Genomic DNA, 26,449 nt, shown 5'->3' with positions numbered 1-26,449 from the left:
CGATGCTAAAGGGGAGTCCCATCCCTCCCCTTTGAGTGCTGCCATCGACCAACCCGCAAGGGGAGATGGCCAATGCCCCCAGCCCCGGGAAACCAGGAAATACCCCAGCAGGGCCTGACGCGCTCATCTTCATGGGCACAACCCCATTCCAATGAGTGGACATGATCGCCGTCCCATGAAATGTTCACGTATGACACTCAGGCCCGAGTCTTCACAAGAATCCTTCTATAGTCATCGGGATAGAATTGAAGCGACCCACATCAGCAAGGATGTTTAAATGCCAATTACACGCAGAGAGTTTTACAAGCTAGCACTGGGATCCGCCGTCGGTCTGACGGCATTGAGACTTCCGACTCCGGCGTTTGCCGAAGGGTTGTCACTGAAGACACCACTGCGCCATGGCGCCGGCCAACCAGGTGAAACCGAGAGTGGCCTGCCGCCAGCGGGCTCCGTCAGCTCGGTCGAAGATTTTGAGTACCAGATCAAGTACCAGCGGGCCTTCGAGGCTGTCTTGTGGAACATGCCGGCGGTCGCCATCTACAGCTTCCGGCGCGCCGCCTTCGACAATCTGGGTCTCAAAGACAACGACATCATCGCCTATGCCAAGCCTGCCACCCCGCATCTCGAGGCCATCACGGCCAACAGCACCACCCCCTACATCACGGCCTTCACCGACTTGCAACACGGCCCCACCGTGCTGGAAGTGCCCGCTGCGGGCCCGGATGGCAGCCTGTATGGGCAGATTGTCGATGCCTGGCAATTCACCATCGCGGATGTGGGCCCGGCGGGGCTCGACCAAGGCAAGGGCGGCAAGTTTTTGCTGACGCCCCCCGGCTACAGCGAGCCGATCCCGGCCGGCTATCTGCATGTTCCTTCCCCGAATTATCGCGTGGCGTTTGCCTTTCGCTCTGTGCCAGCGCCCGGCAAGTCGACGAACGATGCCTATCACTACTCCAAGCGCCTGCGCATGTACTCTCTCTCCGAGGCGAGCAATCCGCCGACCCAGCGCTTCGTCGATCCGGGCAACAAGCGCTACCCGACCCTGCCCTACTACGACGAGCGTCACTTCGCGGATCTGCATGCAGTGGCCAGCGTCGAACCCGTGCGCGAGCAGGACAAGGTGATGATGGGGATGCTCACCTCCCTTGGCATAGGTCGCGGCACCTCATTCAACCCGGATGAGAAAACCCGCAAGGCGATGCGCCAGGCGGCCATCGATGCCTGGTTCTACATGCAGCATTGGTATGACAATTTCCCGAAGGAGAAACGCTACTGGCCTGACAGGCACTACGCCTCCCTCTTGCAGAGCGATGACAACAAGACCTTCACCTTCACCTATGAGGATCGCATCGACCTCATCAATCGCGCCGCCGAGTACTTCTGGTGTACCTATATGCCCAAGGTGCTGAGCGATGCCCCCGCCACCCAATACCTGATGTCGCTTGCTGATAGCGAGGGCAGGCTGCTGGAGGCAGGACAACTGTACAAGCTCACCATCCCGGCCAAGATGCCGGTCAAGCAGTTCTGGGCATTGACCGTCTACAACCGCGACACCATGTCCTTCATCTACAGCGACAGCGGCCGCACCACCCTCTCCTCCTACGATCTCGACAAGATGGCCAAGAATCCGGACGGCAGCATCACCCTCTACGTGGGCCCGACCGCCCCGCCAGGCAAGGAAAACAACTGGATCCCGACCAGTGGCAAACGCCCGCTGCCGGCCATGCGTTTCTATGGCCCGACCGACGAATTAAACCACAAGACCTTCAAGCTGGCGGATTTCGAGCGCGCATAAACCATGAACAGGAGTGGAGCACTTATGAGAAAGCTATCCCTTGCGGCAGTGTTATGTATCGCAGCCATGCCTGCCATGGCACAAATCACTGATAAAATGGCACAAGATGCCTATATCTACGGCTATTCCATGGATGAGGCCTACAAGTTCTTCTATGAAACGGCGGTCAAGACCGACACCCCGCTGAACCGCTTCCAGAACATTCGCCACCTGGCGGACGATACCTACACCGATCACCCGACCATCAACAACGATACCCTGCACCTGCAGGGCTGGTTGGATCTCAGTGCGGAGCCGGTGATCATCAGCGTGCCGGACATGGACAAGGGCCGTTACTGGATCCTGCACACCATGGACATGGGCCATTACACCACCTCGATGATCGGCTCCCGCACCCACGGCACCAAGGGGGGTCACTTCATGTTTGCCTCCCGTAGCTGGAAAGGCGAGACGCCGGCCAGCGTCACCGAGGTGATCCGCGTCGACTCCGACATCCTCAAAGTGATGGGCCGCATCATGGCCACCAGCAAGGACGACGAGAAGGTCGCCCTTGGCTACATGGATGACTGGAACGTGCGCACCCTGTCGGCCTATCTCGGCCAGCCTGGGCCCAAAGCCACCGAGCACCAGTGGCCGGATCCGGCGAGCACCAACTGGTTACAGCGGGTCAACTTCGTGCTGTGTCAGGGGGACATGGGCACCGCCGACAAGCACTGGCTGGCGCAGTACAAGGAGACGGGCCTCGCGCCCTGCAACACCAAGCTGAGCGCGGCGCAAATGGCCGCGGCGAAGCAAGGCGAGAAACAGGGCTTGGCCTATCTCAACGCGCTCCTGCCCAAGATGACCAGCTCGGAAGGGCTGCTCGGCACCCGGGCTGAGCTTCAAAACCAGAAGCGCGATCTGTTCGCCGAAGGCACCCTGATCGGACAATGGGGACTACCGCCGGAAGAGTCCGTCTATCTACAGGCACTCAAGGGATCCGATGGCCAGAGCATCAACGGCGCCAACGGCAAGCAATACCGCATGCATTTCAAGGCGCCCGAGGTCAGCCAGTTCTGGTCCTTCACCGTCTACGGCACGGATAACAAGCTGATGGCCCATAACACCATCAACCGCCACAGCCGTGGGGATCGCACCCTCAAGCCGGGCCCGGATGGTATGTACACCATAGAGCTCAGTGCCAAGGGGGATGCCAGCAACCCGAACTGGCTGCCCATTCCGGAGAAGGATGCCTACATCATCATGCGGCTGTATGGGCCGAACAAAGCCATTCGCGAAGGCAAGTACCCGATGCCGGTGCTGGAAGTAGTGAAATAGCGGTGAAATAAGGCACATGGGCTCACCGCGCTGGCTGGCAGACAAAATCCGAGGGGGGATGGCAAACTCAGGCAGCGTCTGAGCGGTACCAGGCAGAACAGCCAAAACAAAAAACCGACCATCAGGTCGGTTTTTCTTATTGCGGATAAGGGCGGGATCCACGGCTCGACAACTCAGTGTCGACATGTCACACCAGCCTTGTCACGGAAAGATATTACACTGCCTTGACATTAAAAAACCTGCATAGCCACATAGTTAAATGGCATTTTGCGGTATCAATAACAGGTTTTATTTAATCAAGGCAGCATGTTGAATCACCCAGTCATAGTGTCCCGCCGTTGCTGGCGATGACCTGGCGATACCAGTCGAAGCTGCGCTTCTTGCTGCGCGCAAAGCTGCCGCTGCCGTCGTCGTTCTTGTCCACGTGGATAAAGCCGTAGCGCTTGCTGTACTCCCCTGTGGTGAAGGAGACGCAGTCGAGACATCCCCAGGGGGTGTAACCCATCACCTCCACCCCGTCCTCGACGATGGCAAGCTTCATCTGCTCGATATGGGCCCGCAAGTAAGCGATGCGGTAGTCATCGTCTATCTCTCCCCGCTCGTCTTTCTGATCCCGCGCCCCGAAGCCGTTCTCGACGATAAACAGCGGCTTCTCGTAGCGGCCATGGAGCAGATTCAGGGTATAACGCAGCCCGACGGGGTCGATTTGCCAGCCCCACTCGGAGGCCTGCACATGGGGATTTGGCACACTGCCCTCGAAGCCCGACAAGGCGGTGCCCGTGCCGGCGCCGTGGGCCCGCACCGCGTTGCTCATGTAGTAGCTCAGCCCAATGTAATCGGCGCAGCCCGCCTGCAGCGTCTCCTCATCCCCCGCTTCCATGACAATCTCATAGCCCTTGCGTTGCCATTCCTTGCGGATATAGGCGGGGTAATGGCCGCGCATGTGAACGTCCCCGAACAGGAAGCGCTCGCGCATGGCGATTTCCGCATACATCACATCGTCCGGGTGGCAGGAGTAGGGGTAGAGGGGCACCATGGCCAGCATGCAGCCGATCTGCAAGCCCGGGTTGATCTCATGGCCCAGACTGACCACCTTGGCGCTCGCCACGAACTGATGGTGCAGCACCTGGTACATACACTCTTCCGGGTTCGGCTCCTGGTTGTAGATGACCCCGGAGCAGCAGTAGCCAAACAGCGGCACCTTCCAGTTGCGCTGGTTATTGATCTCGTTGAAGGTCATCCAGTATTTGACCTTGTGCTGGTAGCGGCGCAGCACCACCTCGCTAAAGCGCACGAAACAGTCCAGCACGGTGCGGCTCTTCCAGCCGCCGTATTGGGTCACCAGGTGGTTCGGCATCTCGAAGTGGGAGAGCGTGATGACGGGCTCGATGCCGTGGCGCAGCAGCTCGTCGAACATGTCGTCATAAAAACGCAGCCCCGCCTCGTTCGGCTCGGCCTCATCCCCCAGCGGGAAGATGCGCGACCAGGCGATGGAGGTGCGAAAACACTTGAAGCCCATCTCGGCAAACAGTGCGATGTCGTCTCTGTAGCGGTGGTAGAAATCCACCGCCTCGTGGTTGGCGTAGCGATGACCGGCCTCAATCTTGTCGGTGATGACGCGCTCCACCCCGTGGGCGCCGCTGGTGAGCACATCGACGATGCTGAGCCCCTTGCCGCCCTGATCCCAGCCCCCTTCTACCTGGTGGGCGGCGACCGCCCCCCCCACAGAAAGTCTTTCGGTAATGCGTTGTTCATGACTTGTCGCTCCTTATACGGCTTTGGATGTCAGCGGCTGGGGTTGGCTTATTTCGGCATCGGTCTGAAAGCCCGCCATCCAGGAGAAGATGACGCCCAGGGTAAAGGCCACGCCGATGGAGAGCAGGAAGCCCAGGAACTGCGCCATGTGGCCCTCTTTGAAGAACACCGGCAGCACGGCGATGCCGGGGATGCAGTAACTCCAGGAGACCGCGTTGAAGGCTCCCGCGACCGTACCACCGATGGCACCGGCCAGGCAGCCGCAGATGAGCGGGCGTTTGAAGCGCAGGGCCACCCCGTAGATGGCGGGTTCGGTGATGCCAAACAGGGCGGTCACGCCGGCCGAGAGGGTCACGCTTTTCAGCTCGGGATCCTTGGCCTTGAAGTAGACCCCGAACACGGCGCCGGCGATGCCGAACACGGCGGAGGCTTGCAGGCCGGTAAAGGTGTCATAGCCCAGAGTGGCGTAGTTGCCCACCGTCACCGGGGTGATGCCCCAGTGCACGCCGAGGGTCACCAGGGGTGTCCAGACAGCCCCCACCACGAAGCCGGCGATGGACGGACTCAGGTGATAGAGGGTGTTGTAGATGCCACCGATGGCGCCGCCGATGAGGTTGCCGATGGGGCCGAAGGCCAGCAGGGTCAGGGGCACCATGATGGCGAGGCAGAACATGGGAGTGAAGAGGTTGCGCACCACCACCGGCAGGATCCGCTCGAAGAAGCGCTGCACATAGGACATGGCCCACACCATCAGGATGATGGGGATCACCGAGGCCGTGTAGCTCAGGTACTGCACCGGCAGACCGAGGAAGCTGAGCGGCGCGCTGTTAAGGGGAACCCCCACCAGGTTGACGATGGCCTCGTTGATGGCCGGGTTCTCCATCGCCGACTGCATCTGCGCTTGCACCGCCGGATCCGCGGAGTTTGCCAGGATGATTTTGTTCGCGGTCAGCATGTTCATGTAATCGGGCGACACCAAGGCGCAGGCGGCGATCACGGCGGTGAAGGGGTTCACGTTGAACTTCTTGGCCGCGGTGAAGGCGACCATCACCGGCAGGAAGGTAAAGCCGGTCCAGGAGACGAAGTTGAGGATGCGGAAGGTGCCGCTGGCGGAGTCCATCCAGCCGATGGCGGCGAAGAAGGAGATGAGCCCCTGCAACACGCCGCAGGCGGCCAGTGGGTAGAGGAAGGGGGCGAAGATGCTGGAGATGATGTCCATCAGGTGGTTGACCATACCCACCTTGGGGGCGTCGACCACGGCGTTTTCGTCGATCTGCACCCGTTTTTGCACTTCCCGATAGGCATCCCCGACGTGGTTGCCGATCACCACCTGCAGCTGACCGCTGGACTCGATGACGGTGATGACCCCTTGCACCCGTTTCAACACCTCCTTGTCGACCCGTCCCATCTCTTTTAGGACAAACCGCAGCCGGGTGGCACAGTGGGTGACGCTGATGACGTTGCTGTCACCACCAATCAACTCGACGATCTGTTTCGCCGAGTCCGCATAGTTAATTGCCATAATGATCCTTCCCTGCCATTTATTAATTAATATCGAAACAATTCAAATGTTGTGAATCGATGGTAGGGAAAGCATTCATCCTTGTCACGATATAACAAAATACCCGCTTTGTTACTTGTTACATAAAAGACACACCCTGTGACACCTCGGCACTTATCTTGTTTGCCAACTGGCGACCGATGGATTCGATGATATAAATCACCGGCACCTGGGTGGTAATATCATATTCATTGTCGACCACCAGCCTGGCCGCATGATATGAAATATTGAAATCCGCCATCTGGGCCAGGGTGGATTTATTATTGCTGGTAATAGTGATGAGCTTGCAGTGATGAAACAGGAACTGCTTCGCCAACTTGATTATCTCGGTGGTCTCCCCGGAGACCGAGAGCACGATCGCCACCGCCTGTTTGTACATGTCGGTGTTGACCGGGTAGTAGGGATCATCGATGTGGTTACTGAACTTACCGATGTTGGAGAAGAAGCGCGCCCCGTAGCGCCCCAGCGTGCCCGAGCTGCCCGCCCCCACGAAGATCACCCGCTCGGCCCCCGCGATCTGCTCGGCGGCGCTCGCGATCAAGGCGTCGAATTCGTCATTGTTGATGCTCTTGAAAAAAGAGAGGAACTCGTTGGCACCGTGTGGCAGCGATATTTCGCCGCGCTTCTCGGCATTCATTTTTAGATAGGCTTTGAATTCCGCATAACCGCTGCAATTCATCTTCTTGCAAAATCGCAATATGGTGGCGGTCGACACATCACAGGCTTCGGCCAATTCCCTGACCGTCATATAGATAACCGTCTGATGGTTCTTTATTACATAGTTATATACCTTGAACTCGAAGGCATTTAATGTTGAGACCAACTGATTATTAAACATGGTAATTCACCGAGCGCAGCCGCGTCCTTATTCAGGATGATGTCACGCAGTGTAACAAAAGGAGTGACCCGGTCGAGGAAGGATAAATCCAAACGCTCGAACTGTGATTACTATCACAATCACGCCGGCAAGATTTTCGCGTATCTGCCCATGGCTTCGATGAGAGAAGGAATATTTAGGCTCTGCATGGAGCCTAAATTTTTAGCGAATGTCATTGTGTCTATTAGTGGAACGCAATATCAGGTTATCGGTGAGCAACCCCTCCATGGGATCAGCAAGTCCCGCGATGCCAGCAGAGGGTGAGCGTATTTGTACGCTTCGCCCCCAAGGCGCCTGAGCACATGGTGCCGCGATCACGGTGCAGCCGTACGCCTCGAAATGACTCATGAGGACGGCGTACTGTCGGTAGTCCAGCTCACTGTATTGCAGGAAGGGGTAGACGCCAGGGATTCCATCTTGTCGTCATTGCTGAACGCACCTTCCATCGCGACCCTGTTTGTGAAACCGCGCCGCGTGGCGATCCCTGCCGAGCAATTGGATGCCTATGAGATGGCAACGGATGAGCTGCCTGTCGACTAAGGGCTGCCCCGGGAGTACAAGTACAGAAATGTCCCCTATATCTCCAAGCTGAAGAGATAACGCCGTGACGGGAATAAGGGTGTGTACGGCTGGCTCAGAAAGCAAAAAACCGACCCTGAGGTCGGTTTTTCTAATTTGGTGCTGGGTCGGGATTGACTCGCACCATCCCTGGCGATCGCCCTGCGGGCAGCCTTCGGCTGTCCAAGCGGGCTAGTCCACCCGCCTGTCGATACCGGGTAGAGACCAGATTGCCGGCTACCGGAAAAACAAAAGGCCCCGTCTTGCGACAGGGCCTTTTGTTTTATTTGGCGGTGAGGGAGGGATTCGAACCCTCGATACGTTGCCGTATACACACTTTCCAGGCGTGCTCCTTCAGCCACTCGGACACCTCACCAAATTTTACTGCTTGAAGTGGCTTTCGGAGCACGCTGTGCGTGCATCTTGCCGACTTCGTCGGTGGGCAGCCTCTCGGATACCGCACCAAATTTTTGTCTGTGGTTTAACGTGTTCAGCCAACACGGTGTTCGCTGCGCCGTTGCGCTGGAACGGGGCGTAATTTAGGGGAAAGCCCCGCCGGCGTCAACGGCTTTTTGCATCAGGCGAACCGTTCGCACATTTAACGCACAAATCAGTGCACAGACTCCGGTGCAACCTGCATTTCCGGCAGATTCAGGAAGCCCAACCGCTCGCATTCGGAGACCACTTCATGGGTGGTGGCGATGGTGCTTTCAACGAACAGCAGGAACTGCTCGACGGTGAGACCCGCCTTGGTAAAGACGGTGTGACCCACAACGAGGCGTGGCAGGTTGTCATCGATGATGTCGAGGAACACCTTGAGGGACGGATATTGCATGTTGAGACGACCCAGTTCGGCCACCAGGGGCAGTAGCGATGAGGGGCGCACCTCCAGCTCGGATGAGAACAGCAGCCCTTCCTCTTCCACGAAGATCCGGCTCTCCTGGATGCCCTCGACGGACTGCAGGGAGACCATGTGGATGCCATGACACTGATCGCACACATAGTGCTCGATCCGGGCCTGTTGCAACCAACGCATTATCATTTCAGAGCTGGGGATATTCATCATTTTCACGACACGGTAGAGATCAAGGGGCGCAGTCTAAACCAATTTTCAGACAACCAAAAGCACACAGGCCGGATCCCCGTCGTCTCGCTTCTTTTTGACAGGCCCTGTGCCTATACTCAGCCATTCTCGTAGCGCACTCGCCTCCAAAGAGCCCGATGACCATCCAAGAAAAGTATCGCCTGCACCTCAAATCCCTCTCGGATGAACTGCTCGCCCTGCAAAAACCCATCCGCATCCTGGATGCCATCAAATGGCCCCGTCACCTGCAAAGCGACTTTCTGGCAAGTGGCGGCAAGGCACTGCCCGCCATCGACAGGCACTTCTATGAATCCCTCCCCCTGGGGTTCGATCCCCGCAACAAGTACCTTGAACTCAAGGAGCTGAGGGACAGGATCCGCCGGCGCCTCGGCTCCCAGGACGATCTCGGCCGGATCCTGCAAGAGACGGTGGATCAGTACATGGTGGTCATCGAGATGCTGCGCCAGCGCGGGCAGCCTGACTTTCAGCGCTACAGTCAGCGGCTTTACGGCTCGGCAAGCGATCACCTGCGCGGGGATCGCAAGACCCTGAAGGAGCTGGGGGCCAGATTGTGCGACATCTTCTCCCTGCCCGGCGCCCGCCACCTGGTGCGCCCCTACCCCAAGGAGTTCGAGGGGGAAGCCGCGGTGGCGAGGCTGCAGGGCAAGCTGTCGAGCTACTTCAGCGACGGCACAGTCCAGGTCAAGCTCAGCGATGGCATTGTCTCCGATGCCGCCGCCGGGGGGGATTACATCAAGCTCAACTCCCACGCCCGTTTCTCGGAGCTCGATCTGCAGGTGCTGGAGGTACACGAAGGCTGGGTTCACGTCGGCACCACCCTCAACGGCCGCCAGCAATCTTACGCCACCTGGCTCGGCGCCGGCTCGCCCCGCATCACCGCCTGTCAGGAGGGGTTGGCAGTACTCATCGAGACCCTCACGTTCAGCTCCTTCCCGGACAGGGCCAAGCGCATCTCGGATCGGGTCATGGCCATCGACATGGCGGAGCGTGGCGCCGATTTCATCGAGGTGTTCCGCCACTTCGTGGCCAAGGGGGCCAGCGAGCACGACGCCTACAAGATCACCCAGCGGGTGTTTCGCGGAGGCATGGTCGAGGGGGGCGCCTGCTTTACCAAGGATCTCTCCTATGTGAAGGGCTATGTGGAGACGGTGAACTTCATTCGCAGCGCCGTGCTGGAGGGGGTGCCGGAGATCCTGCCCATGCTGTTCGTCGGCAAGGTGACCCTGGACGACATCCCCGTGCTCTATCAGCACTATCTGGAGGGGCTCATCGACGCCCCCCGCTACCTCCCTCCCATGTTTCGCGACCTCACCGGGCTCTACGTCTGGTTCGGCTTCGCCTCCGGCATGTCCCTGGTGGACATAGGCCGGGTACAGCAGCATTTTCGCCAGCTCTTCCACCGCCTTCCGGCGGCAGACCCCATCATCGCCCCTGTCGACATCGAGATCGACTGACTCCCATAGACAAAGAGGGCGCCAGATGGGCGCCCTCTTTGGTGTCCAGGCTGCACGAGCCAGCCACGGGTTACTTGAAGGCCCGCCCTTCCAGATAGTGCTTGCGGCAGAGCGACACATAGCGATCGTTGCCGCCGATCTCCACCTGCTCACCGTCGCGCATCACCTGCCCCGCCTCGTTGACCCGCGAGTTCATGTGGGCCTTGTTGCCACACCAGCAAATGCTTTTTAGCTCTTCGAACTTGTCCGCCAGACAGAGCAGGTGGTAGGAGCCGGGAAACAGTTCGCCGCGAAAATCGGTCTTGAGACCATAGGCGATCACCGGAATGTCCTGCTCGTCGACGATGCGGGCGAGCTGGTAGACCTGCTCACGGGTCAGGAACTGCGCCTCGTCAACGATGAAGACATCGATGTGCCGCTTTGCGTGGCGCGCCTTGACCATCTCGAAGAGATCGCAGCTATCGCTGAACACCTCCACTTTCAGCTCAAGACCGACCCTGGCACTGATGACGCCGGCACCGAAGCGATCGTCGATGGCGGGCGTCATGGCCAGCGGATACATGCCACGCTCCAGATAGTTGAAGTGGGCCTGGATGAGCTGGGTCGATTTGCCTGAGTTCATGGTGGCAAATTTGTAGTGCAGTGAAGCCATGATGGGGTTCCGAAACGGGAGTGATGGGGCGCATGCTAACCAAAGCCCCTGCCAAAACCAAGGGGCCCGCAGGCCCCTTGTTCTCTTATGCGACTGCCACGGCGCTATACGCCCGGGCTTTGCGCAAATGGTAACCGGAGAAGATCAGGAACCAGAGCCCGCTCACGGTGAAACCGGCCAGCGCGGAGTGCATCAGCCCCATCACCAGGTAGCCGAGCGCAGCGCCAAAGGCGATGGCCAGGGCATAGGGCAGCTGGGTCATCACGTGATCGATGTGATGGCAACCGGCCCCGGTGGCAGACAGGATGCTGGTGCTGGAGATGGGGGAGCTGTGATCCCCGAACACGGACCCTGCCAGTACGGCGGCCAGCATGGGCAGCATCAGACTGATGTCGCTGGCGGCCGCCATGTCGCCGGCCAGCGGCAGCATGATGCCGAAGGTACCCCAGCTGGTGCCGGTGGCAAACGCCATGGCGCAGGAGAGCACGAAGACCACGGCGGGCAGCACTTCCACCGGCAGATTGCCATTGGCCAGAGAGGCCAGGTATTTACCGGTTTCCACATCGCGCACCACGGCGCCGATGGTCCAGGCGAACAGCAAGATGTTGATGGCGGGCAGCATGGCCATGATCCCCTGTGGAGCCGCCTTCATCCAGTTGCTTGCCCCGAGCTTGAGGCGCATGGCCAGACCGATGGAGACCACCAGGCTGCACAGGGCACCATAGACCAGGGAGGAGCCGACATTGGTGTTCTCGAAGGAGCCGAGCACACTGAACGGCAGCCCCTTGTCGGCCAGCACCGCAGCCCCGGAGTCAATCATGAAATAGACGGTGGCCAGGGTCAGGGTCAGGATGGGCAGCACCATGTCAATCATGCCGCCATTGCTCTCCTCCGGGCTCTCCATGTCGAGCCCGATGGGGCGCCCCTTGGACTCGTCCCACAGCTTGCCCTCCAATGCCCACTGCTCATGCTGACGCATGGGGCCGATGTCGAGCTGGAAGGCGATCACCACCAGCACCATGATCAGTGTGAACACCGCATAGAGGTTCATGGGGATCATTTCGACGAAGGCGGAGATGGGGCTCTGGTCGGTCAGACCATGAGCCGCCATGATGCCGCCGACGAGGGCGATGATGTAGGCCCCCCAGGAGGAGATCGGCATCAGCACGCAGACCGGCGCGGCGGTGGAGTCCAGCAGATAGGCCAGCTTGGCGCGGGAGATCTGGAAGCGATCGGTCACCGGACGGCAGATGGCCCCCACCGACAAGCTGTGGAAGAAGTCGTCGATGAAGAAGGCGAACACCATCAGACCGGTCAGGGACTTGGCACCCTTGCGGGTCTTGGCGCGGCGCTCCGCCCACTCGGCAAACGCCCGGGTCGCACCGGAGACGCTCATCAGACTGATGAGGCCGCCCAGCAGCAACATGAAGAGGATCATGTTGACGTTGTCACGATTGAGCGCACCGTCGACCCAGAAGATCCTGAGCACGGTGTCGAGCATGTAATGCAGGGACGCAAGGGGAGAGAACTGGTTGAGCAGCAGGCTGCCTGCGACTATGCCCACCCCCAGCGACACCAGGACGCGGCGAGTGATGATCGCCAGCGCAACGGCCAGCAGGGGGGGAACGACGGACCAACCGGAGTCGGCGTAATGAACGATGTCCATGATCTCTTTGCACCTAAAGACAACAGGTGGAGATCTACCGAGAGGATCAAAGAAACAAAACCCATGGGGAGGGTATACTCCTCAGCCCCTTCAGGTAGCGCTCCATAGTGGATGACTATGGCAGTCCTGCACCTATTAGATGCAGAACCAGCAACCCGGTATGATGGCCTGGTCACTTCGGCGCCGACTCCTTTCATCGAGCATCGCAGGCATCACCCTCCGCTCGGTTACTCATAGGCAGCGCGCCTCTACTTAAAGGTATTCGCGGCACATTTTATCGAGCCACCGGGTGATAGCAAGTTTTTTGATTAAATTTCAAGGTTTCTGTGGCCACCATATCTGTAAAGGTAGTCAAATGGTTCATCAAAGACTCCGCTGGCGATATTTTCATCTGACACGAGCCCATTCGAAGATGTTGGCCCGTCAAACGGATAAAAATATCCTTCATACCTATTTCAAGACTTAATTTATCAGCCTAATTAATTATTTTGGCAGGCTTGACTTGGTGTCAATCACCCCTATAAATTATCGAAAAACCAGTTCTTCCCTTAATATTTTGCTCGCGTGGTAGCCAATATGAACGAATTTCTGAAAGTGCTGTTGAATATCCGTAGCCTGCGTGCAGTTTGCCGCGATTTGACGCTGGAACAACTGGAAGAAGGCTTGGAAAAGCTCTCCGCCATCGTCGATGAACGTCGGCAAGATGAATCCGCCGAACGCCAGGCCCGTGAAGAGCATCAAAAGAAAATTGCCGAATATGCCGAAATGCTGAGGGCCGCAGGGATCGATCCCGCCGAATTGGTCAACACCGTGGTTCCCGAGAATACCAAGGTCAGCAAACGTGCGCCCCGCCCCGCTAAATATCGTTATCTGGACAATGGCGTGGAAAAAACCTGGACCGGTCAGGGCCGCATGCCCTCGGTCATTGCCAAGGCCGTTGCCGAAGGCAAATCCGTGGAAGCCTTTGCCATCTGACAGCAATATCAGGCCCCTTTCCACAGCAATAAAAAAACCTCGCAAGGCGAGGTTTTTTTATTGCTGCTTCGAGCGGTTGTCAGCCTCTGTCAGCCGCCTTGACCCAGAGGATCTCCGGGGTGCCTGACGATACCAGCAAGTATCGGGCGATGGTGAAAAACCAGTCGCTCAGCCGGTTGAGATAGGGCAAAACGGCCGGATTTACCCGCTCTACGCGGCTCAATCCAAGCAGCAGGCGCTCGCAGCGACGGGTCAGGGTACGCACCACATGTGCCTGGGCCGCCGCCCGCGAACCGCTCGGCAAAATAAAATTGCGCAGCACCGGCAACCCGGCACTGTAGGCATCGATCTGTTGCTCGAGCCTGTTCGTCCAAGCCTCGTTCACCTGCCACAGCGCATCCGTTTGCGATTCACTGGAAAATGCCAGCTCCCCGCCCAGATCAAACAGCTCCTGCTGCAACAATATGAGATCGGCCAGGAGAGTCGTCTCCCCGGCGGGTATTTCAGCCATCAACAAGCCTATTTGGGAATTCAGCTCGTCGATGGCGCCATAGGTCTCGACACGTTTATCGTCTTTGGCCAGGGAAGTCCCATCGGCCAGTCGCGTGAGCCCTTTGTCCCCTTGCCTTGTATATATTCTCATTCCGACATCCTGTTAATAATGGGAATAATCATGGACTCGAGTCCATTGAGCTTTATCTCGTAGGCCAGTGCCAGAGACTGGCCCAGGGTACCGGCCGGAAAACCGCTTCGCGCCATCCATACCAGATAGGGCTCGGGAATATCGATGATGCGCCGCCCCTTGTATTTCCCGTAAGGCATCTTGCTGGCCAGCGTCAGCAAGATGCGCTCATCGCTGAGTCCATCCATATCAATCGATATTCAGGTATTTATGGGTCTGGATGGAGAGTCGCCAGTTACGGGCGATGCAGGTCGCCATGGCCAGCTCCGTGGCCCTGGCTTTCTGGCTGATGGGTTGCAGCGCAATCATCACATCGGGGCGCAGCCGGGCGGTGGCCAGCAGGGCATCCAGCTCCTCGATATGGTGCTCGGTGGCCACCGGGTGCTTGATCTCGTTGGCCCGCTCCAGTGCAGAGACCAGCACCGGCAACCCACCCTTCATGCCGATCTTGGGGGAAACGGTCACCCAGGTCTGCTCATGGGTCAGCACCTCGCTGGTCCCGCTGGTTTCGATCTGCACCTGATAACCCGATGCCACCAGGGCCGAAGAGAGCTCGCGCAAGTCGTAGAGGCAGGGCTCACCACCGGTCAACACCACGTGACGGGCCCGGTAACCGAGCCGGGTAAAGCTGGCCAGGATATCTTCCGTGCTCATCTTGCTCCAGCCGTCGGACTCATTGGAACGATCGAGCACCTCGCCAGGGGCCACCTCACGCTCGGGGTCCACCACCCAGGTGTGGCGGGTATCGCACCAGGGGCAGCCCACCGGGCAGCCCTGAAGGCGAACGAAGATGGCGGGCAGGCCGGTAAATACCCCCTCCCCCTGGATGGTCTGGAAGATCTCGTTGATTGGGTAGTGCATCTTGGTCACGACTTGCTGCAAAAGGGGCGGATTATACCCCAAACCCGGGCTAGGCACAGGCTCAGGATCCGCTTTTCTCGCCCAGTCCGCTCTTCTCGTAAAGTCTGGCACGGATGCCGGTCTTGTCAGCCAGATAGTGATCCAGGCCACGGCGACGCAGCTCGCAGGCCGGACAGGCCCCGCAACCATCTCCCTGGATTCCGTTGTAGCAAGTGAGCGTCTGGTGACGCACGGTATCGAGGTGACCGTAATGATCCGCCAGCGCCCAGGTTTCGGCCTTGTCGAGCCACATCAGGGGGGTTTCGAAGCGGATGGGGCGATCCAGCCCCAGGGAGACCGCCTGATTGAGCGCCTTGACGAAGTCGTCGCGGCAATCGGGATAGCCGGAAAAGTCGGTCTCGCACACCCCGGTGATCACCGCTTCGGCGCCCACCTGATAGGCATAGATGGCCGCCAGGGTCAGGAACAGGATGTTGCGTCCCGGCACGAAGGTGTTGGGCAGGCCGTTCTCCTGAAGCTCGAAGCTCACCGGTATGTCGTCTCGGGTCAGCGCAGAGATGGCCAGCTCCCCGAGCATGGTCACATCCATTACCTTGTGGGCGGCGATCCCGAGCACCGTCGCCAGATGGCGGGCGGTGTCAATCTCCGCCCGGTGGCGCTGGCCGTAATCGAAGGTGATGGCATGCACTTCGTCATAGCGGGCCTGTGCCTGCACCAGACAGGTAGTGCTGTCCTGCCCGCCACTGAAGACCACGACGGCTTTTTTCATGTTTTTCACTCCTCTGGGCAACTCAACGGCGGCGGCCTTGTGCAAAGTCATGCCACTGCCGGTTCAAATGGGTAAACAGGGTCATCAGCGGGGCGAAGCGCTCAGGCTCTCCTTCCCACCGGGACAACAGATGGTAGCCCGCTTCCAGGGTGGACAATGCCTCCTCAAAGGGCTTCTTGCGAATGGAATATTGCCCGGCAATGGCGCCGAGGGTGATCCGCGGCAACCCGAGCAGTGCAGGCGAGCTGTGCAACATGCGATAGGCTTTGCGCCAGGTGCCATCAAGGAGGATGAAGTGGGCTCGCACGGTGCGCCCACGCCTCAGGAGATGCTCCCTTGCCTCTATCAGGGTCAGGGCCTCCTCATCGGGCCACAGCACATAGCACTGGACAGCGGGGTCGGCAAGCAAGGCATTGAGCCCTTCGTCGTCGGAAAAGTCCTCTCCCACATGGATGCGCACATCGGTCAGGGACGCCGCCAGCAACGCAGCCGTCCCCTTGGGGTGACCTACTTCGGCAGGGTGTTGCAGAATATGGAGCGCAGCCAGGTTCGGCACCCGCTGAATATAATCGCACAGGCACGCTTTGAGGGCCCGGGTACAGCGTGTACAGTATCGGCTCTCTTTGTCGTTGGGCTGCTTCATGTTGTCAGGAAAATCGGGTCTGCTCTGGGTCATCGCGCTTTCGCTCGTCACTGCCTTGCTCTTTTTCACCGTGCCAAATCATCAGCTCGCCTTCGATCGCGACCTGATCGCCCAGGGCGAAGGGTGGCGCATCATAACAGGCAATCTGGCACACACCAATGGATGGCACCTGCTGCTCAACCTGAGCGGTCTGGCCGTGCTCTACAGCCTGTTTCAGGAGTACCTGACGGGATGGCGCCTGCCCGTGCTGTTGCTGCTGCTGGGAACGGCGGTCGGACTCGGCATCTGGTGGGGCTGCCCGCAAACCCAGTGGTACATGGGACTCTCCGGCCTGCTGCACGGCTTGTTCGTATGGGGTGCCATGCAGGACATCCGCTTTCGCCGTCACTCCGGCTGGCTGATGCTGGCGGGCGTCGCCATCAAGCTCGGTGTGGACTTTTACAGTGCCGGCGAGAGCCCTGTCTCCGCCTTGATCGGTGCCAGGGTGCACATCGAGTCACACTTCATCGGCGCACTCGCCGGCCTGCTGCTCGGCCTCTTCCCCATTCGTCTGGACACCCAGGCCGTCCACTCCTGAACTCCCTATAGGCAGGGCCAGCCCACGGCCAAAATGCAGCAGGCCGGATCTGGGATCCGGCCTGCGCTCATTCGCCCATTACGCCGTTACCGGCAAAGCTCGGCATTGATCGCCCCAAGCACGGCGGCGGGATCCGAGGACTGGGTGATAGGACGGCCGATCACCAGATAATCCGCCCCCGCCTCCACCGCTGCCAGCGGCGTCATGACGCGGCGCTGATCACCGGCAGCCGATCCGCTCGGACGAATGCCCGGCGTCACCAGCTTGAATTCGGCTCCCAGCAGCCCCTTCAGCACACTCGCCTCTTCCGCGGAGCAGACCACACCATCCAGCCCGGCCGCCTTGGCAAGGGTGGCCAGGCGGATCACCTGTTCTGCCGGCGTCACATCCAGACCCAGGGGCGCCATGTCGGACTGCTCCATGCTGGTCAGCACGGTTACCCCGATGAGCAGGGGCGCCTTGTCCCCGTATGGCAGCAACGCCTCTCTGGCGGCACGCATCATGCGTTCGCCACCGCTGGCATGGACATTCACCATCCAGACGCCCAGCTCCGCACTGGCCGCCACCGCCTTGGCGACGGTGTTGGGAATGTCGTGAAATTTCAGATCCAGGAAGACGTCGAACCCCTTGGCCACCAGTTGACGAACGAACTGGGGACCAAACAGGGTAAACATCTCCTTGCCTACTTTGAGGCGGCACTGGGCCGGTGAGATCTGCTCAATGAAGGCAAAGGCGTCGGCTTCGTGCTGATAATCCAGCGCGACCAGTACTTTGGGGTCTTGCATGTCACTTCCTATGGATTGTTATGCCACAGCCAGGCGCAGCAGAGCCGGGGCCCGGTTGCACGCTGGCATCTGAAATTCTTGGGTATCCGTGCTCGCCCGGGCGTGTTGGCCTCGCTGGCGTTTACTCCCCATCCAGCCCTCGGATCGGCTTGATGGTGCCCCACTGCCGGCAGGAAGGGCATTGCCAGAACAGCGAATGGGTGGCAAAGCCGCACTGACGGCACTTGTGGGTCGACTTGATCTTGATCTGCTCACCGACCAACTGTTGCAGCAGCTCCAGGCTCTCCTTGGCAGGCCCCTCCTCGGCACTGGCCAACTGGAAACCGACCAGCTGATAAAACCCCTTCATGGAGGGGTGGCGACGCAGTTGGCGCAGCACCAGCGCACGGGCCTGACTCAACCCATCGCGGGCCTCCACCAGATTGGCCAGCGCCAGGGTCACGCTGACCCCCGCATGATCCTCTACCGCTTTTTCAAGCAGCGGGATCAGCTCCTGGCTGCGACCAAGCTGGCGATAGCATTCGAGCAGTTTCGGCATGGCTTCGGAGGCAAAGTCGATATCCTGCTCGAACACCCGCAGGAGCTCCTTGGCCGCATCCTCGAACCTGCCCTCCTCCATCGCCAGATCCGCCAGCCGCAAGCTGGCGCGGGCACAGGCCGGGTGGGCACCGAGCGCACGCTTGAGCTTGGCGATCCCCGCAGGCTTGTCGCCATCGCGCAAGGCACTCTCCGCCTGTTCGCAATAGAAGTGGGAAATGGGCTCGGCCAGCTTCTTGCCCTGGAATTTCTGCAGACGCACCGCCACGGCGATGGCATTGTCCCAGTCACGCAACTGCTGATGAATGATCAGGAGCTGTGCCAGAGCCGTCTCTTCGAAATCGCTGTCATCACACAGCTCTTTCCAGAGTGCTTCGGCCCGATCGAGCAAGCCGGCAGCCAGAAAGTCACGGGCCAGCTCCTGCAAGGCAAGCTGACGCTGCTCACGGGTCAGCTGACGGGCGACCAGGTTCTGGTGGATCTTGATGGCGCGATCGACCTCGCCCCGTTGACGGAACAGGTTGCCGAGGGAGAGGTGGGTTTCGATGGTTTCGCTGTCGACTTCCAGCAGCTGGATAAAGAGATCCACCGCCTTGTCCGACTCGTCAGAGAGCAAATAGTTGAGGCCCGCCACGTACTGACGGGAAAACTGGTTACTCTGTTGCTGGGTGTCCTGGCGAACACTCCTGCGGCCCATGTACCAGCCATAACCGGCGGCGATGGGCAACAGCAGGAAAAGCAGTTCAAGCATCGAGGGACATTATTCCTTGGTTGTCGACCGGGCAAGCTCCAACTCGCGAGATTGACGACGCATGGTTCGGTTCAGGGTGCGATTTTGCAGCTTGAGACGCAGGAACAGCAGACCAAATACCAGCCAGCCCAGCAGAAAACCGCCGGCGAAGAAGAACCCCAGCAACATGGAGAGCGAGAACTCCCCCTGGGCAATCAGGTAGTTGAACTGCACCAGCTGACCATTTTGAGAACCGATGGCAAGGGTCAGGACAAACACCAGCACCAGTGGAATGAGGGCCAAGATACGCTTCATGGGAGCTCCCTGTCTGTAGCGAATGAGTGACTGATTATCCTTAAAATCACAGGCAGACTCTAGCGCGAATGGGAAAAGAGTGTGAGAAACCCGACAACGGGCAGACTCCAGGCCATAAAAATGAAAAAGGCATACTCAGGTATGCCGTTTTCTGCATTATTCGATGATGTTGACGCGTTCGCGCAACTCTTTGCCAGGTTTGAAGTGCGGGACATATTTCCCGGTCAGTTCAACCTTGTCCCCGGTCTTGGGGTTGCGACCCACGCGGGGCGCACGATAGTGCAGCGAGAAACTGCCAAATCCTCGGATTTCAATCCGGTCGCCGTTTTGCAAGGTCGATGCCATCTGCTCAAGGATCTCCTTGATGGCGGCTTCGACATCCTTGGCCGGCATGTGCATGCGGCTGGCTGCCAGTTGTTCGATGAGATCTGATTTGGTCATAAGGTTAAATCTCCTTCCCCGATCACATGCAATAATAATTTTTGCCAAGATAAAAAAGGGCGGCGCAATGCCGCCCTTTTCTTGCATCAAGGATTACTCACCCTTGGCGGCTTTGAACGCTTCCATCATGGCATTGCTGAACACAACTTCTTCTTGTTGGTTCAGGCTGTCGATGGCAACACGCTCATCAGCCTCGTCCTTGGCACGGACAGACAGGCTCACGGTGCGGTTCTTGCGATCAACGCCCATGAATTTGGCTTCAACTTCGTCACCAACAGACAGCACCAGAGTGGCGTCTTCTACGCGGTCACGAGCAGCGTCGGAGGCACGCAGGTAGCCTTCTACGCCGTCAGCCAGTTCGATCACGGCACCCTTGGCATCAACCTCGGTAACCTTGCCCTTCACAATAGCACCTTTCTTGTTGTCAGACAGGTACTTATTGAACGGGTCTTCTTCGATCTGCTTGACGCCCAGGGAGATGCGCTCACGCTCCGGGTCCACTTGCAGAACAACGGCTTCGATCTCGTCGCCCTTCTTGAATTCACGCACGGCTTCTTCGCCCTGGTTGTTCCAGGAGATGTCAGACAGGTGAACCAGGCCGTCGATGCCGCCATCCAGACCGATGAAGATACCGAAGTCAGTGATGGACTTGATCTTGCCGGAAACACGGTCGCCCTTGGCGTGAGTTTCGGCAAACAGCTGCCACGGGTTGGATTTGCACTGCTTCAGACCCAGGGAGATACGACGACGCTCTTCGTCGATGTCCAGAACCATCACGTCAACCACGTCACCAACGTTAACAACCTTGGACGGGTGGATGTTCTTGTTGGTCCAATCCATCTCGGATACGTGTACCAGGCCTTCAACGCCTTCTTCGATTTCAACGAAGCAGCCGTAGTCGGTCAGGTTGGTCACGCGGCCAGACAGACGGGTGGTCTCCGGGTAACGCTTGGCGATAGCAACCCAGGGATCTTCGCCCAGCTGCTTCAGGCCCAGGGATACACGGGTACGCTCGCGGTCGAACTTCAGAACCTTGACAGCGATCTCGTCGCCAACGTTGACGATTTCGGAAGGATGCTTAACGCGCTTCCACGCCATGTCGGTGATGTGCAGCAGGCCGTCAACACCGCCCAGATCTACGAATGCACCGTAGTCGGTCAGGTTCTTGACGATACCCTTAACTTCTTGACCTTCTTGCAGGTTGGCCAGCAGGCTTTCACGCTCGGAGGTGTTCTCGGTCTCGATCACGGCACGACGGGAAACAACAACGTTGTTGCGCTTCTGGTCCAGCTTGATGACTTTGAACTCGAGTTCTTTGTTTTCCAGGTGAGCGGTGTCACGGATCGGACGCACGTCAACCAGAGAACCCGGCAGGAAGGCACGGATGCCGTTCAGTTCAACGGTGAAACCACCCTTGACCTTGCCGTTGATGATACCGATAACGGTAGCTTGCTCTTCGTAAGCTTTTTCAAGCTGCAGCCAGGCTTCGTGGCGCTTGGCTTTTTCGCGGGACAGCTTGGTTTCGCCGAAACCATCTTCGATAGAGTCCAGAGCCACGTCAACGGAGTCACCTACGTTGATTTCCAGCTCGCCCATGGCGTTCTTGAATTCTTCAGCCGGGATAGCAGACTCGGATTTCAGACCGGCATCAACCAGTACGAAACCGTTCTCGATAGCAACGACAGTGCCCTTGACGATGGAACCTTGACGGGTTTCAACGGCGTTCAGGGACTCTTCAAAGAGTTGAGCAAAAGATTCGATCATTGTTTATGTCACAAATGAAACATCCACTTGCAATCCGGCACAAGCGGGGTTGTTTTAAATTATCTGCGCCATCCTTGGTGCAGACGACTGACATCAGTTTGCGCTGACATCACCAAGTTGTTGCTCTGCATAGGCAAGCACCGTTGCCAGCACTTCATCTATGGTCATGGACGTTGAGTCTACAACAAGAGCATCTTCCGCGGGTTTCAGGGGAGCGACGGCGCGATTTCTGTCGCGATCGTCACGTTCCCGAATCTCGGTTAAAAGACGCTCAAAGTTAACATCAAAGCCCTTATCTTGCAACTGCTTATAGCGGCGCTGGGCCCGCTCCTCGGCGCTGGCGTCGAGGAAAATCTTCACATCCGCCTCGGGGAAAACCACTGTACCCATGTCGCGACCGTCGGCGATGAGACCGGGGGCTTGGCGGAATGCACGCTGACGGCGCAGCAGGGCTTCACGTACCCGGGGAAACGCCGCGATTTTGCTGGCCGCGTTGCCCACTTCTTCAGTACGAATGGTGCGGGAAACATCCTCCCCTTCGAGGATCACCTTGACCAGCTCCCCTTCTACCTGGAATTGCACATCCAGATTGGCGGCCAGGGGAACCAATGCGGCTTCGGAATCGAGCTCCACATCGTGATGCAGGGCTGCCAGGGAGAGCACCCGGTAGATGGCACCGGAATCGAGCAGGTGCCAGCCCAGTTTTTCAGCCAGCAACTGGCACAAGGTGCCTTTTCCTGCTCCACTTGGGCCATCAATAGTCATCACGGGGGCCATCTGAGCCATAACGTTTCTCCTGCGCACTCGGCATCTTGACTGGTTGCACACATCCCTGTCGGGATGGGTTAATGGGCGCCGATTATACCCGAATGCGCCGTCGCTGGCAGTTGTCAGGGCACACAATTGCGCAAAAGTCGTCGTGATTGCACCTATTCTGACCAATCGGGTTAACCCACTTCTCACGCAAGGTTTTGTTCTTATGGTTGTTCCGAACAATGCGCGCTAAACTGGCCGCCCTTTTTTAAGCAGCTGTAGTCAGGAGCAACCATATGAGCAGCGTTACCCTCGTGGCCAAATCCAAGTTGCCGACCCCCTGGGGCACTTTCACGCTGGTTGGTTTTCAGGAAACCGGCACGGGCAAGGATCATGCCGCGCTGGTGATGGGCGATATCGCAGACGGCGAACCCGTGCTGGGACGCATTCATTCCGAGTGTCTGACCGGGGATGCCCTGTTCAGTCTGCGTTGTGACTGCGGCTTCCAATTGCAGGCCGCGCTGGAAAACATCGCCAAGGCGGGTCGCGGCGTCCTGCTGTATGTCCGTCAAGAAGGGCGAGGCATCGGCTTGCTCAACAAGATCCGGGCCTATCATCTGCAGGATCAGGGGGCCGATACCGTGGAGGCCAACGTGGCGCTTGGCTTTGCCGCCGACATGCGCGACTACACCATCTGCGCCGACATGCTCAAGGCGCTCGAGGTCAAGTCCCTGCGCCTGATGACCAACAACCCGCGCAAGTTGAAGGCGATGGAATCCTTTGGCATCCCGGTGGCGGAGCGCGTGCCCCTTCAGGAAGGTCGCAATCCCCACAACGAGTTTTATCTCTCCACCAAGGCAAACAAGCTGGATCACCTGTTCAAGAAATAAGGTTGCATCCACCTTGTCAGCATACGCCTCCAGATTGGAGGCGTTTTTATTGGTGATACCACTCAATCATTCAGTATCTGTAGCGTAATGATTAGACACATCCCCTTGCGCCAGCAAAAAATCCCGCAACGCTCGGTTCGCCATGGAGAGCGGATCCCCCCGTCGCCAGGCTACGCAGAGATCCAGGAAGATGGGGGGTGAAAAAGGGATGCCGGTGAGGGCCGGCTCCTCTTCCAGCGCCATGCGCAGGAAGGTGGTCACGGCGAATCCCTGGCGCACCACCGCCTTGAGCAGCGGGATGAGATTGCTTTCGAACGCGATGTCAGGCTCTACCCCCAGCCCCTGCGCCAACACCTCCATGTGTTCCCTGTGGTAGAAGCCTCGCCGGAACATGGCGAGCTCCTGGCCGAAGAACTGTGGCAGCGAGACCGCCTCAGCGCCACGCAGGGGGTGCTCCTCCCCCACCACCATCAGCATCTCTTCCCGCAGCAGCTGCGCCCCCTCGAGGGCCGGTGGCAGATCGCTGGTGATGAGGATGGCGAGATCCAGACTGCCATCCACCATGCGGCTGAGCAGCTCCCGGGTGCCCGCCTCCTCCACCCGGATCTTCAAACCGGGGTAGCGATGCTTGAACGCCATCAGGATTGGCGGGAAGTAATAGGATCCCATCATGTAGGGGATGCCGATGCGCACCTCCCCCCGCTCCAGCCCCTTGAGCTCGGCCATCTCGGCCTCGGCCTGGTGCATCTGGCGCAGCAGCCGTTCGGCGTGGCGGCAAAGGACCTCTCCCTCCGGGGTGAGGCGCACGCTGCGATCCTGTCGGTCAAACAGCCGCAGATCGAGCTGCTGCTCCAGCTTGGCGATGGCCATGCTGACAGCAGGCTGGGCCACGTTCAGCCCCTGGGCCGCCCTGGTGAAGGAGCCGGCATCGCGCACCGCCAGCAGGTATCCGAGCTGTTTCAGATCCATATCAATTTCATTTATCAGGGTAATAACTTAAATATATTATATTTATACGTTTCGTCGCACTACCCTGCACAAAAGTCGTCGGGACAACTCCATATGATCGAAGTAGGCAGTCGCGAATGGATACGTGCCACCCTGGCTCTCAGCCTGGGCTCCTTCCTGGTATTCCTCAATCTCTACCAGACCCATCCCCTGCTGCCACTCCTGGCAGAGGTTTTCTCCGTCAGCGCCCTGTCCGCCAGCTGGACGCTGGCAGGCTGCACCGCAGGGCTTGCAGGCTCCCTGCTCGTCTGTGCCCGTCTGGCTGATCGGTTCGGACGGCGGCGGATCATGCTGTGGACCCTGGCGGCCGCCATCCTGCTCTCCCTGTGCATCCCCTGGGTCACCCACTTTGATGTGCTGGTGAGCCTGCGCATCCTGCAAGGCGTCCTGCTGGCAGGGCTGCCCGCCACCGCCATTGCCTACATGGGGGAAGAGTTCAGCAAACGTGCCCTCATCGTAGCCGTCGGCGTCTATATCGCGGCCAACTCCCTGGGGGGCATCGCGGGCCGGGTGGTCGGCGGTCTGCTGGCTGGCTGGTTTGGTGACTGGCAGCACACCTTCCTCGGTATCGGGATCATCAGCCTCGCCCTGCTGCCACTGGTCATCTGGCTGCTGCCCGCCCAGCGCTGCTTCGTGGCCGTGGAGGCAGCGCCTGGGCAACTGCGCCGCGCCATCCAGAGTCACCTTGGCAACCCCTTGCTGGTGGGGGCCTATCTCATCGGCGGCCTCAACTTCATGGTCTTCCTGAACCAGTACAGCTATCTCACCTTCCTGCTGGCCAAGGCCCCCTTCTCCCTGCCGACCCAGTGGCTCGGCATGCTGTTTCTGACCTACCTCACCGGCACCGTCGCCTCTTCACTGAGCGGCCGCGGGGCCCATCGCTGGGGAGCACAACGTCTGCTGCTGGCGGGAATAACCTTGATGGCACTCGGCAGCCTGGCCCTGTTGCAGGGGAGCCTTGTCGCCATCATCGGGGGATTGCTTGTCTCGAGCTTCGGCTTCTTCCTGGCCCACGCCTGTGCCAGCGCCTGGGTCGGCCAGCACGTGGAGCACAACCGGGCGCTCGCCTCGTCGCTCTATCTGGTGGGGTATTACCTGGGGGCCAGTCTGGGCGGGCTTTATCTGCATCCCTTCTGGGAGCAAGGGGGGCTATGGGGTCTGGTGCTCGGCATCGAGCTGGTGTTGATGATCACCGCCGGGTTGAGCCTCTGGCTCGGTCACTTGAAAGGACGTGTGGCGCCCGCTTGTGCGTTGACGCCACAGGATCAGGCTCCCGTCAACGGGCCCTTCCCTCACAGACCGTCATAATAGTCCGCCGGTACCGGCACCACGGCGCCGGTGCAGAGCTCTTCGTCGATCACCTCGTCAAGCGGGCGCAGATGAAACTTGATCTGCCCAGAGGGCAGCATCAATCCTATATCCGGATTGCGTCCGTCATCGATGTTGCCGGTCTTGAAGGGGACATCGGGATGCGTCGTCACCAAGGCCGTGAGCGAGGGCACCACCAGCTCGATATGTTCGAGCCCGGCCTGATGGCTTCGGCCCGCCTTGGGGGCGGCCAGTTCGATGCAGGGGACGGTCACCTGCTCCCAGCAGACGGGCTGGTGCAAGCGATAGGTGGCGATGGGACGACCGCCTATCATCCCCTCCACCAGCAAGACTCCGTGGGCGGCCAGCACCGCTTTCAACTCCAGATATTCCGGCAGGGTGGCGGCGCGGTAGCAGAGGTGATCCACCACGGGGGAGTCATTGCCCCCCATGACGGCACGCATTTCCGTGAGCAGTTGGCAAACAAATGGGGCCATGGGCCCCAGTGTGGAATCCAGTGGATGTGACATGATCACCATTTCTTCTTGGGTTGGAACAGGACGTCCAGTTCGTCCGTCTCTTTGTCCTTGATGTTTTGCAGCTCCTTCTCGCTGTGCTGCTGCAGGTGTTCTTCCAGCTGGCGCATCCCCTGACGCATGTAAGTATTCACC

The 26,449-nt window shown here is 59.0% G+C and carries 27 protein-coding genes, 1 tRNA gene, 1 pseudogene and 1 riboswitch; of the genes and pseudogenes, 8 read left to right on the top strand and 21 right to left on the bottom strand.

What is annotated here, in order from left to right; translation table 11 throughout:
- Positions 1 to 277: 277 nt before the first annotated feature.
- A complete protein-coding gene (locus C2U30_RS01600) occupies positions 278 to 1,795 on the top strand; it encodes a DUF1254 domain-containing protein (RefSeq protein WP_103243020.1) in 1,518 nt (505 codons plus the stop codon).
- Between the two features lie 75 nt (positions 1,796 to 1,870).
- Positions 1,871 to 3,112 (top strand): DUF1254 domain-containing protein, encoded by a 1,242-nt coding sequence (locus C2U30_RS01595; RefSeq protein WP_199767331.1) that lies wholly within the window; start codon positions 1,871 to 1,873, stop codon positions 3,110 to 3,112.
- Between the two features lie 322 nt (positions 3,113 to 3,434).
- Here C2U30_RS01595 and C2U30_RS01590 read toward each other — a convergent pair whose 3' ends face one another.
- From C2U30_RS01590 to C2U30_RS01580, 3 genes are all read right to left on the bottom strand, one after another.
- Entirely contained in the window at positions 3,435 to 4,838 is a 1,404-nt protein-coding gene (locus C2U30_RS01590) for a 6-phospho-beta-glucosidase (RefSeq protein ID WP_233721037.1), read from the bottom strand.
- Positions 4,839 to 4,880: 42 nt separating this feature from the next.
- A complete protein-coding gene (locus tag C2U30_RS01585) occupies positions 4,881 to 6,389 on the bottom strand; it encodes a PTS transporter subunit EIIC (protein WP_103243018.1) in 1,509 nt (502 codons plus the stop codon).
- Positions 6,390 to 6,507: 118 nt separating this feature from the next.
- A complete protein-coding gene (locus C2U30_RS01580) occupies positions 6,508 to 7,266 on the bottom strand; it encodes a MurR/RpiR family transcriptional regulator (protein WP_029314645.1) in 759 nt (252 codons plus the stop codon).
- Between the two features lie 456 nt (positions 7,267 to 7,722).
- On the opposite strand from C2U30_RS01580, the gene C2U30_RS23025 reads away from it, so the two are divergent.
- Positions 7,723 to 7,845, top strand: a complete 123-nt coding sequence (locus C2U30_RS23025) for a hypothetical protein (RefSeq protein WP_267893004.1) — start codon at positions 7,723 to 7,725, stop codon at positions 7,843 to 7,845.
- Positions 7,846 to 8,151: 306 nt separating this feature from the next.
- On the opposite strand, the gene C2U30_RS01570 is transcribed toward C2U30_RS23025, so the two are convergent.
- Together C2U30_RS01570 and C2U30_RS01565 are read right to left on the bottom strand one after the other, a co-directional pair.
- Positions 8,152 to 8,239, bottom strand: a tRNA-Ser gene (locus C2U30_RS01570).
- Positions 8,240 to 8,473: 234 nt separating this feature from the next.
- Complete coding sequence (locus tag C2U30_RS01565; RefSeq protein WP_199767330.1) at positions 8,474 to 8,929, bottom strand: YbjN domain-containing protein; 456 nt, start codon at positions 8,927 to 8,929, stop codon at positions 8,474 to 8,476.
- A gap of 155 nt (positions 8,930 to 9,084) precedes the next feature.
- On the opposite strand from C2U30_RS01565, the gene C2U30_RS01560 reads away from it, so the two are divergent.
- On the top strand, positions 9,085 to 10,422 hold the full coding sequence (locus C2U30_RS01560) for a flavohemoglobin expression-modulating QEGLA motif protein (protein ID WP_103243013.1): 1,338 nt from the start codon (positions 9,085 to 9,087) through the stop codon (positions 10,420 to 10,422).
- A gap of 70 nt (positions 10,423 to 10,492) precedes the next feature.
- Here the strand turns inward: C2U30_RS01560 and C2U30_RS01555 are convergent, their stop codons facing one another.
- Both C2U30_RS01555 and C2U30_RS01550 read right to left on the bottom strand, forming a co-directional pair.
- The gene (locus tag C2U30_RS01555; protein ID WP_010674989.1) at positions 10,493 to 11,074 is read right to left on the bottom strand and encodes a thymidine kinase; all 582 of its coding nucleotides are present in this window, start codon (positions 11,072 to 11,074) and stop codon (positions 10,493 to 10,495) included.
- Positions 11,075 to 11,159: 85 nt separating this feature from the next.
- Positions 11,160 to 12,740 carry a Na+/H+ antiporter NhaC family protein gene (locus C2U30_RS01550; protein ID WP_041211545.1) on the bottom strand — a complete coding sequence of 527 codons (1,581 nt, stop codon included), beginning with the start codon at positions 12,738 to 12,740 and terminating at the stop codon, positions 11,160 to 11,162.
- Positions 12,741 to 12,827: 87 nt separating this feature from the next.
- Positions 12,828 to 12,999, bottom strand: a riboswitch (Lysine riboswitch).
- A gap of 317 nt (positions 13,000 to 13,316) precedes the next feature.
- On the opposite strand from C2U30_RS01550, the gene C2U30_RS01545 reads away from it, so the two are divergent.
- Positions 13,317 to 13,715, top strand: coding sequence for an H-NS family histone-like protein (locus C2U30_RS01545; protein WP_010674991.1), 399 nt, complete (start codon positions 13,317 to 13,319; stop codon positions 13,713 to 13,715).
- Between the two features lie 79 nt (positions 13,716 to 13,794).
- Here the strand turns inward: C2U30_RS01545 and C2U30_RS01540 are convergent, their stop codons facing one another.
- The 5 genes from C2U30_RS01540 to C2U30_RS01520 all read right to left on the bottom strand — a co-directional run bounded on the left by C2U30_RS01540 (position 13,795) and on the right by C2U30_RS01520 (position 16,703).
- Complete coding sequence (locus tag C2U30_RS01540; RefSeq protein WP_045524470.1) at positions 13,795 to 14,358, bottom strand: cob(I)yrinic acid a,c-diamide adenosyltransferase; 564 nt, start codon at positions 14,356 to 14,358, stop codon at positions 13,795 to 13,797.
- Positions 14,355 to 14,585, bottom strand: a complete 231-nt coding sequence (locus C2U30_RS01535; protein WP_039038687.1) for a DUF3820 family protein — start codon at positions 14,583 to 14,585, stop codon at positions 14,355 to 14,357. Before C2U30_RS01535 ends, C2U30_RS01540 begins: the two co-directional genes overlap by 4 nt.
- 1 nt (position 14,586) lies before the next feature.
- Positions 14,587 to 15,258, bottom strand: a complete 672-nt coding sequence (gene queE, locus C2U30_RS01530; RefSeq protein ID WP_010674994.1) for a 7-carboxy-7-deazaguanine synthase QueE — start codon at positions 15,256 to 15,258, stop codon at positions 14,587 to 14,589.
- A 61-nt stretch (positions 15,259 to 15,319) separates the two neighbouring features.
- Entirely contained in the window at positions 15,320 to 16,027 is a 708-nt protein-coding gene (queC, locus tag C2U30_RS01525; RefSeq protein ID WP_069651370.1) for a 7-cyano-7-deazaguanine synthase QueC, read from the bottom strand.
- A 22-nt stretch (positions 16,028 to 16,049) separates the two neighbouring features.
- Positions 16,050 to 16,703 carry a tRNA-uridine aminocarboxypropyltransferase gene (locus tag C2U30_RS01520; RefSeq protein ID WP_174722086.1) on the bottom strand — a complete coding sequence of 218 codons (654 nt, stop codon included), beginning with the start codon at positions 16,701 to 16,703 and terminating at the stop codon, positions 16,050 to 16,052.
- On the opposite strand from C2U30_RS01520, the gene rrtA reads away from it, so the two are divergent.
- Positions 16,669 to 17,247, top strand: coding sequence for a rhombosortase (gene rrtA / locus C2U30_RS01515; RefSeq protein WP_223937785.1), 579 nt, complete (start codon positions 16,669 to 16,671; stop codon positions 17,245 to 17,247). The genes C2U30_RS01520 and rrtA overlap by 35 nt on opposite strands.
- 86 nt (positions 17,248 to 17,333) lie before the next feature.
- Here the strand turns inward: rrtA and pyrF are convergent, their stop codons facing one another.
- The 6 genes from pyrF to cmk form a co-directional block, all read right to left on the bottom strand.
- Complete coding sequence (gene pyrF, locus C2U30_RS01510; RefSeq protein WP_010674998.1) at positions 17,334 to 18,032, bottom strand: orotidine-5'-phosphate decarboxylase; 699 nt, start codon at positions 18,030 to 18,032, stop codon at positions 17,334 to 17,336.
- 121 nt (positions 18,033 to 18,153) lie between these two features.
- Positions 18,154 to 19,320 (bottom strand): lipopolysaccharide assembly protein LapB, encoded by a 1,167-nt coding sequence (lapB, locus tag C2U30_RS01505; protein ID WP_010674999.1) that lies wholly within the window; start codon positions 19,318 to 19,320, stop codon positions 18,154 to 18,156.
- 9 nt (positions 19,321 to 19,329) lie between these two features.
- Entirely contained in the window at positions 19,330 to 19,614 is a 285-nt protein-coding gene (locus C2U30_RS01500; RefSeq protein WP_010675000.1) for a LapA family protein, read from the bottom strand.
- Positions 19,615 to 19,770: 156 nt separating this feature from the next.
- Positions 19,771 to 20,055 (bottom strand): integration host factor subunit beta, encoded by a 285-nt coding sequence (gene ihfB, locus C2U30_RS01495; protein ID WP_005299934.1) that lies wholly within the window; start codon positions 20,053 to 20,055, stop codon positions 19,771 to 19,773.
- Positions 20,056 to 20,148: 93 nt separating this feature from the next.
- Positions 20,149 to 21,819, bottom strand: a complete 1,671-nt coding sequence (gene rpsA, locus C2U30_RS01490; protein ID WP_010675001.1) for a 30S ribosomal protein S1 — start codon at positions 21,817 to 21,819, stop codon at positions 20,149 to 20,151.
- A 93-nt stretch (positions 21,820 to 21,912) separates the two neighbouring features.
- Positions 21,913 to 22,605 carry a (d)CMP kinase gene (gene cmk / locus C2U30_RS01485; protein WP_041215039.1) on the bottom strand — a complete coding sequence of 231 codons (693 nt, stop codon included), beginning with the start codon at positions 22,603 to 22,605 and terminating at the stop codon, positions 21,913 to 21,915.
- A gap of 263 nt (positions 22,606 to 22,868) precedes the next feature.
- Here cmk and ribA point away from each other — a divergent pair, with 263 nt between their 5' ends.
- Positions 22,869 to 23,462: a GTP cyclohydrolase II gene (gene ribA / locus C2U30_RS01480; RefSeq protein WP_010675003.1), complete on the top strand. Its 594-nt coding sequence runs from the start codon at positions 22,869 to 22,871 to the stop codon at positions 23,460 to 23,462.
- A 66-nt stretch (positions 23,463 to 23,528) separates the two neighbouring features.
- On the opposite strand, the gene C2U30_RS01475 is transcribed toward ribA, so the two are convergent.
- Positions 23,529 to 24,431 carry a LysR family transcriptional regulator gene (locus C2U30_RS01475; RefSeq protein ID WP_048207847.1) on the bottom strand — a complete coding sequence of 301 codons (903 nt, stop codon included), beginning with the start codon at positions 24,429 to 24,431 and terminating at the stop codon, positions 23,529 to 23,531.
- A 93-nt stretch (positions 24,432 to 24,524) separates the two neighbouring features.
- Between C2U30_RS01475 and C2U30_RS01470 the strand changes: the two genes are divergently transcribed.
- A complete protein-coding gene (locus C2U30_RS01470) occupies positions 24,525 to 25,778 on the top strand; it encodes an MFS transporter (RefSeq protein WP_103243011.1) in 1,254 nt (417 codons plus the stop codon).
- Here the strand turns inward: C2U30_RS01470 and C2U30_RS01465 are convergent.
- Together C2U30_RS01465 and C2U30_RS01460 are read right to left on the bottom strand one after the other, a co-directional pair.
- The gene (locus C2U30_RS01465) at positions 25,763 to 26,317 is read right to left on the bottom strand and encodes a VOC family protein (protein ID WP_199767329.1); all 555 of its coding nucleotides are present in this window, start codon (positions 26,315 to 26,317) and stop codon (positions 25,763 to 25,765) included. The two genes, C2U30_RS01470 and C2U30_RS01465, sit on opposite strands and share 16 nt — an antisense overlap.
- Positions 26,311 to 26,436 (bottom strand): annotated as a pseudogene (locus tag C2U30_RS01460) (DNA repair protein); the annotation flags it as partial. The gene C2U30_RS01465 and the pseudogene C2U30_RS01460, both read right to left, overlap by 7 nt.
- Positions 26,437 to 26,449 lie beyond the last annotated feature (13 nt).

Source organism: Aeromonas sp. ASNIH5 (assembly GCF_002902865.1).
Classification (GTDB): Bacteria; Pseudomonadota; Gammaproteobacteria; order Enterobacterales; family Aeromonadaceae; genus Aeromonas; species Aeromonas caviae.
This window is presented reverse-complemented; position numbering and strand designations above follow the sequence as displayed.

What these genes read in the sequence shown, in the direction of transcription:
- C2U30_RS01600 (WP_103243020.1), top strand. Translation starts at nt 278, where the DNA reads ATGCCAATTACACGCAGAGAGTTTTACAAGCTAGCACTGGGATCCGCC.
- C2U30_RS01595 (WP_199767331.1), top strand. Translation starts at nt 1,871, where the DNA reads ATGGCACAAATCACTGATAAAATGGCACAAGATGCCTATATCTACGGC.
- C2U30_RS01585 (WP_103243018.1), bottom strand. Translation starts at nt 6,389, where the DNA reads ATGGCAATTAACTATGCGGACTCGGCGAAACAGATCGTCGAGTTGATT.
- C2U30_RS01580 (WP_029314645.1), bottom strand. Translation starts at nt 7,266, where the DNA reads ATGTTTAATAATCAGTTGGTCTCAACATTAAATGCCTTCGAGTTCAAG.
- C2U30_RS01565 (WP_199767330.1), bottom strand. Translation starts at nt 8,929, where the DNA reads ATGATGAATATCCCCAGCTCTGAAATGATAATGCGTTGGTTGCAACAG.
- C2U30_RS01560 (WP_103243013.1), top strand. Translation starts at nt 9,085, where the DNA reads ATGACCATCCAAGAAAAGTATCGCCTGCACCTCAAATCCCTCTCGGAT.
- C2U30_RS01555 (WP_010674989.1), bottom strand. Translation starts at nt 11,074, where the DNA reads ATGGCTTCACTGCACTACAAATTTGCCACCATGAACTCAGGCAAATCG.
- C2U30_RS01550 (WP_041211545.1), bottom strand. Translation starts at nt 12,740, where the DNA reads ATGGACATCGTTCATTACGCCGACTCCGGTTGGTCCGTCGTTCCCCCC.
- C2U30_RS01545 (WP_010674991.1), top strand. Translation starts at nt 13,317, where the DNA reads ATGAACGAATTTCTGAAAGTGCTGTTGAATATCCGTAGCCTGCGTGCA.
- C2U30_RS01540 (WP_045524470.1), bottom strand. Translation starts at nt 14,358, where the DNA reads ATGAGAATATATACAAGGCAAGGGGACAAAGGGCTCACGCGACTGGCC.
- C2U30_RS01535 (WP_039038687.1), bottom strand. Translation starts at nt 14,585, where the DNA reads ATGGATGGACTCAGCGATGAGCGCATCTTGCTGACGCTGGCCAGCAAG.
- queE (WP_010674994.1), bottom strand. Translation starts at nt 15,258, where the DNA reads ATGCACTACCCAATCAACGAGATCTTCCAGACCATCCAGGGGGAGGGG.
- queC (WP_069651370.1), bottom strand. Translation starts at nt 16,027, where the DNA reads ATGAAAAAAGCCGTCGTGGTCTTCAGTGGCGGGCAGGACAGCACTACC.
- rrtA (WP_223937785.1), top strand. Translation starts at nt 16,669, where the DNA reads ATGTTGTCAGGAAAATCGGGTCTGCTCTGGGTCATCGCGCTTTCGCTC.
- C2U30_RS01520 (WP_174722086.1), bottom strand. Translation starts at nt 16,703, where the DNA reads ATGACCCAGAGCAGACCCGATTTTCCTGACAACATGAAGCAGCCCAAC.
- pyrF (WP_010674998.1), bottom strand. Translation starts at nt 18,032, where the DNA reads ATGCAAGACCCCAAAGTACTGGTCGCGCTGGATTATCAGCACGAAGCC.
- lapB (WP_010674999.1), bottom strand. Translation starts at nt 19,320, where the DNA reads ATGCTTGAACTGCTTTTCCTGCTGTTGCCCATCGCCGCCGGTTATGGC.
- C2U30_RS01500 (WP_010675000.1), bottom strand. Translation starts at nt 19,614, where the DNA reads ATGAAGCGTATCTTGGCCCTCATTCCACTGGTGCTGGTGTTTGTCCTG.
- ihfB (WP_005299934.1), bottom strand. Translation starts at nt 20,055, where the DNA reads ATGACCAAATCAGATCTCATCGAACAACTGGCAGCCAGCCGCATGCAC.
- rpsA (WP_010675001.1), bottom strand. Translation starts at nt 21,819, where the DNA reads ATGATCGAATCTTTTGCTCAACTCTTTGAAGAGTCCCTGAACGCCGTT.
- cmk (WP_041215039.1), bottom strand. Translation starts at nt 22,605, where the DNA reads ATGGCTCAGATGGCCCCCGTGATGACTATTGATGGCCCAAGTGGAGCA.
- ribA (WP_010675003.1), top strand. Translation starts at nt 22,869, where the DNA reads ATGAGCAGCGTTACCCTCGTGGCCAAATCCAAGTTGCCGACCCCCTGG.
- C2U30_RS01475 (WP_048207847.1), bottom strand. Translation starts at nt 24,431, where the DNA reads ATGGATCTGAAACAGCTCGGATACCTGCTGGCGGTGCGCGATGCCGGC.
- C2U30_RS01470 (WP_103243011.1), top strand. Translation starts at nt 24,525, where the DNA reads ATGATCGAAGTAGGCAGTCGCGAATGGATACGTGCCACCCTGGCTCTC.
- C2U30_RS01465 (WP_199767329.1), bottom strand. Translation starts at nt 26,317, where the DNA reads ATGGTGATCATGTCACATCCACTGGATTCCACACTGGGGCCCATGGCC.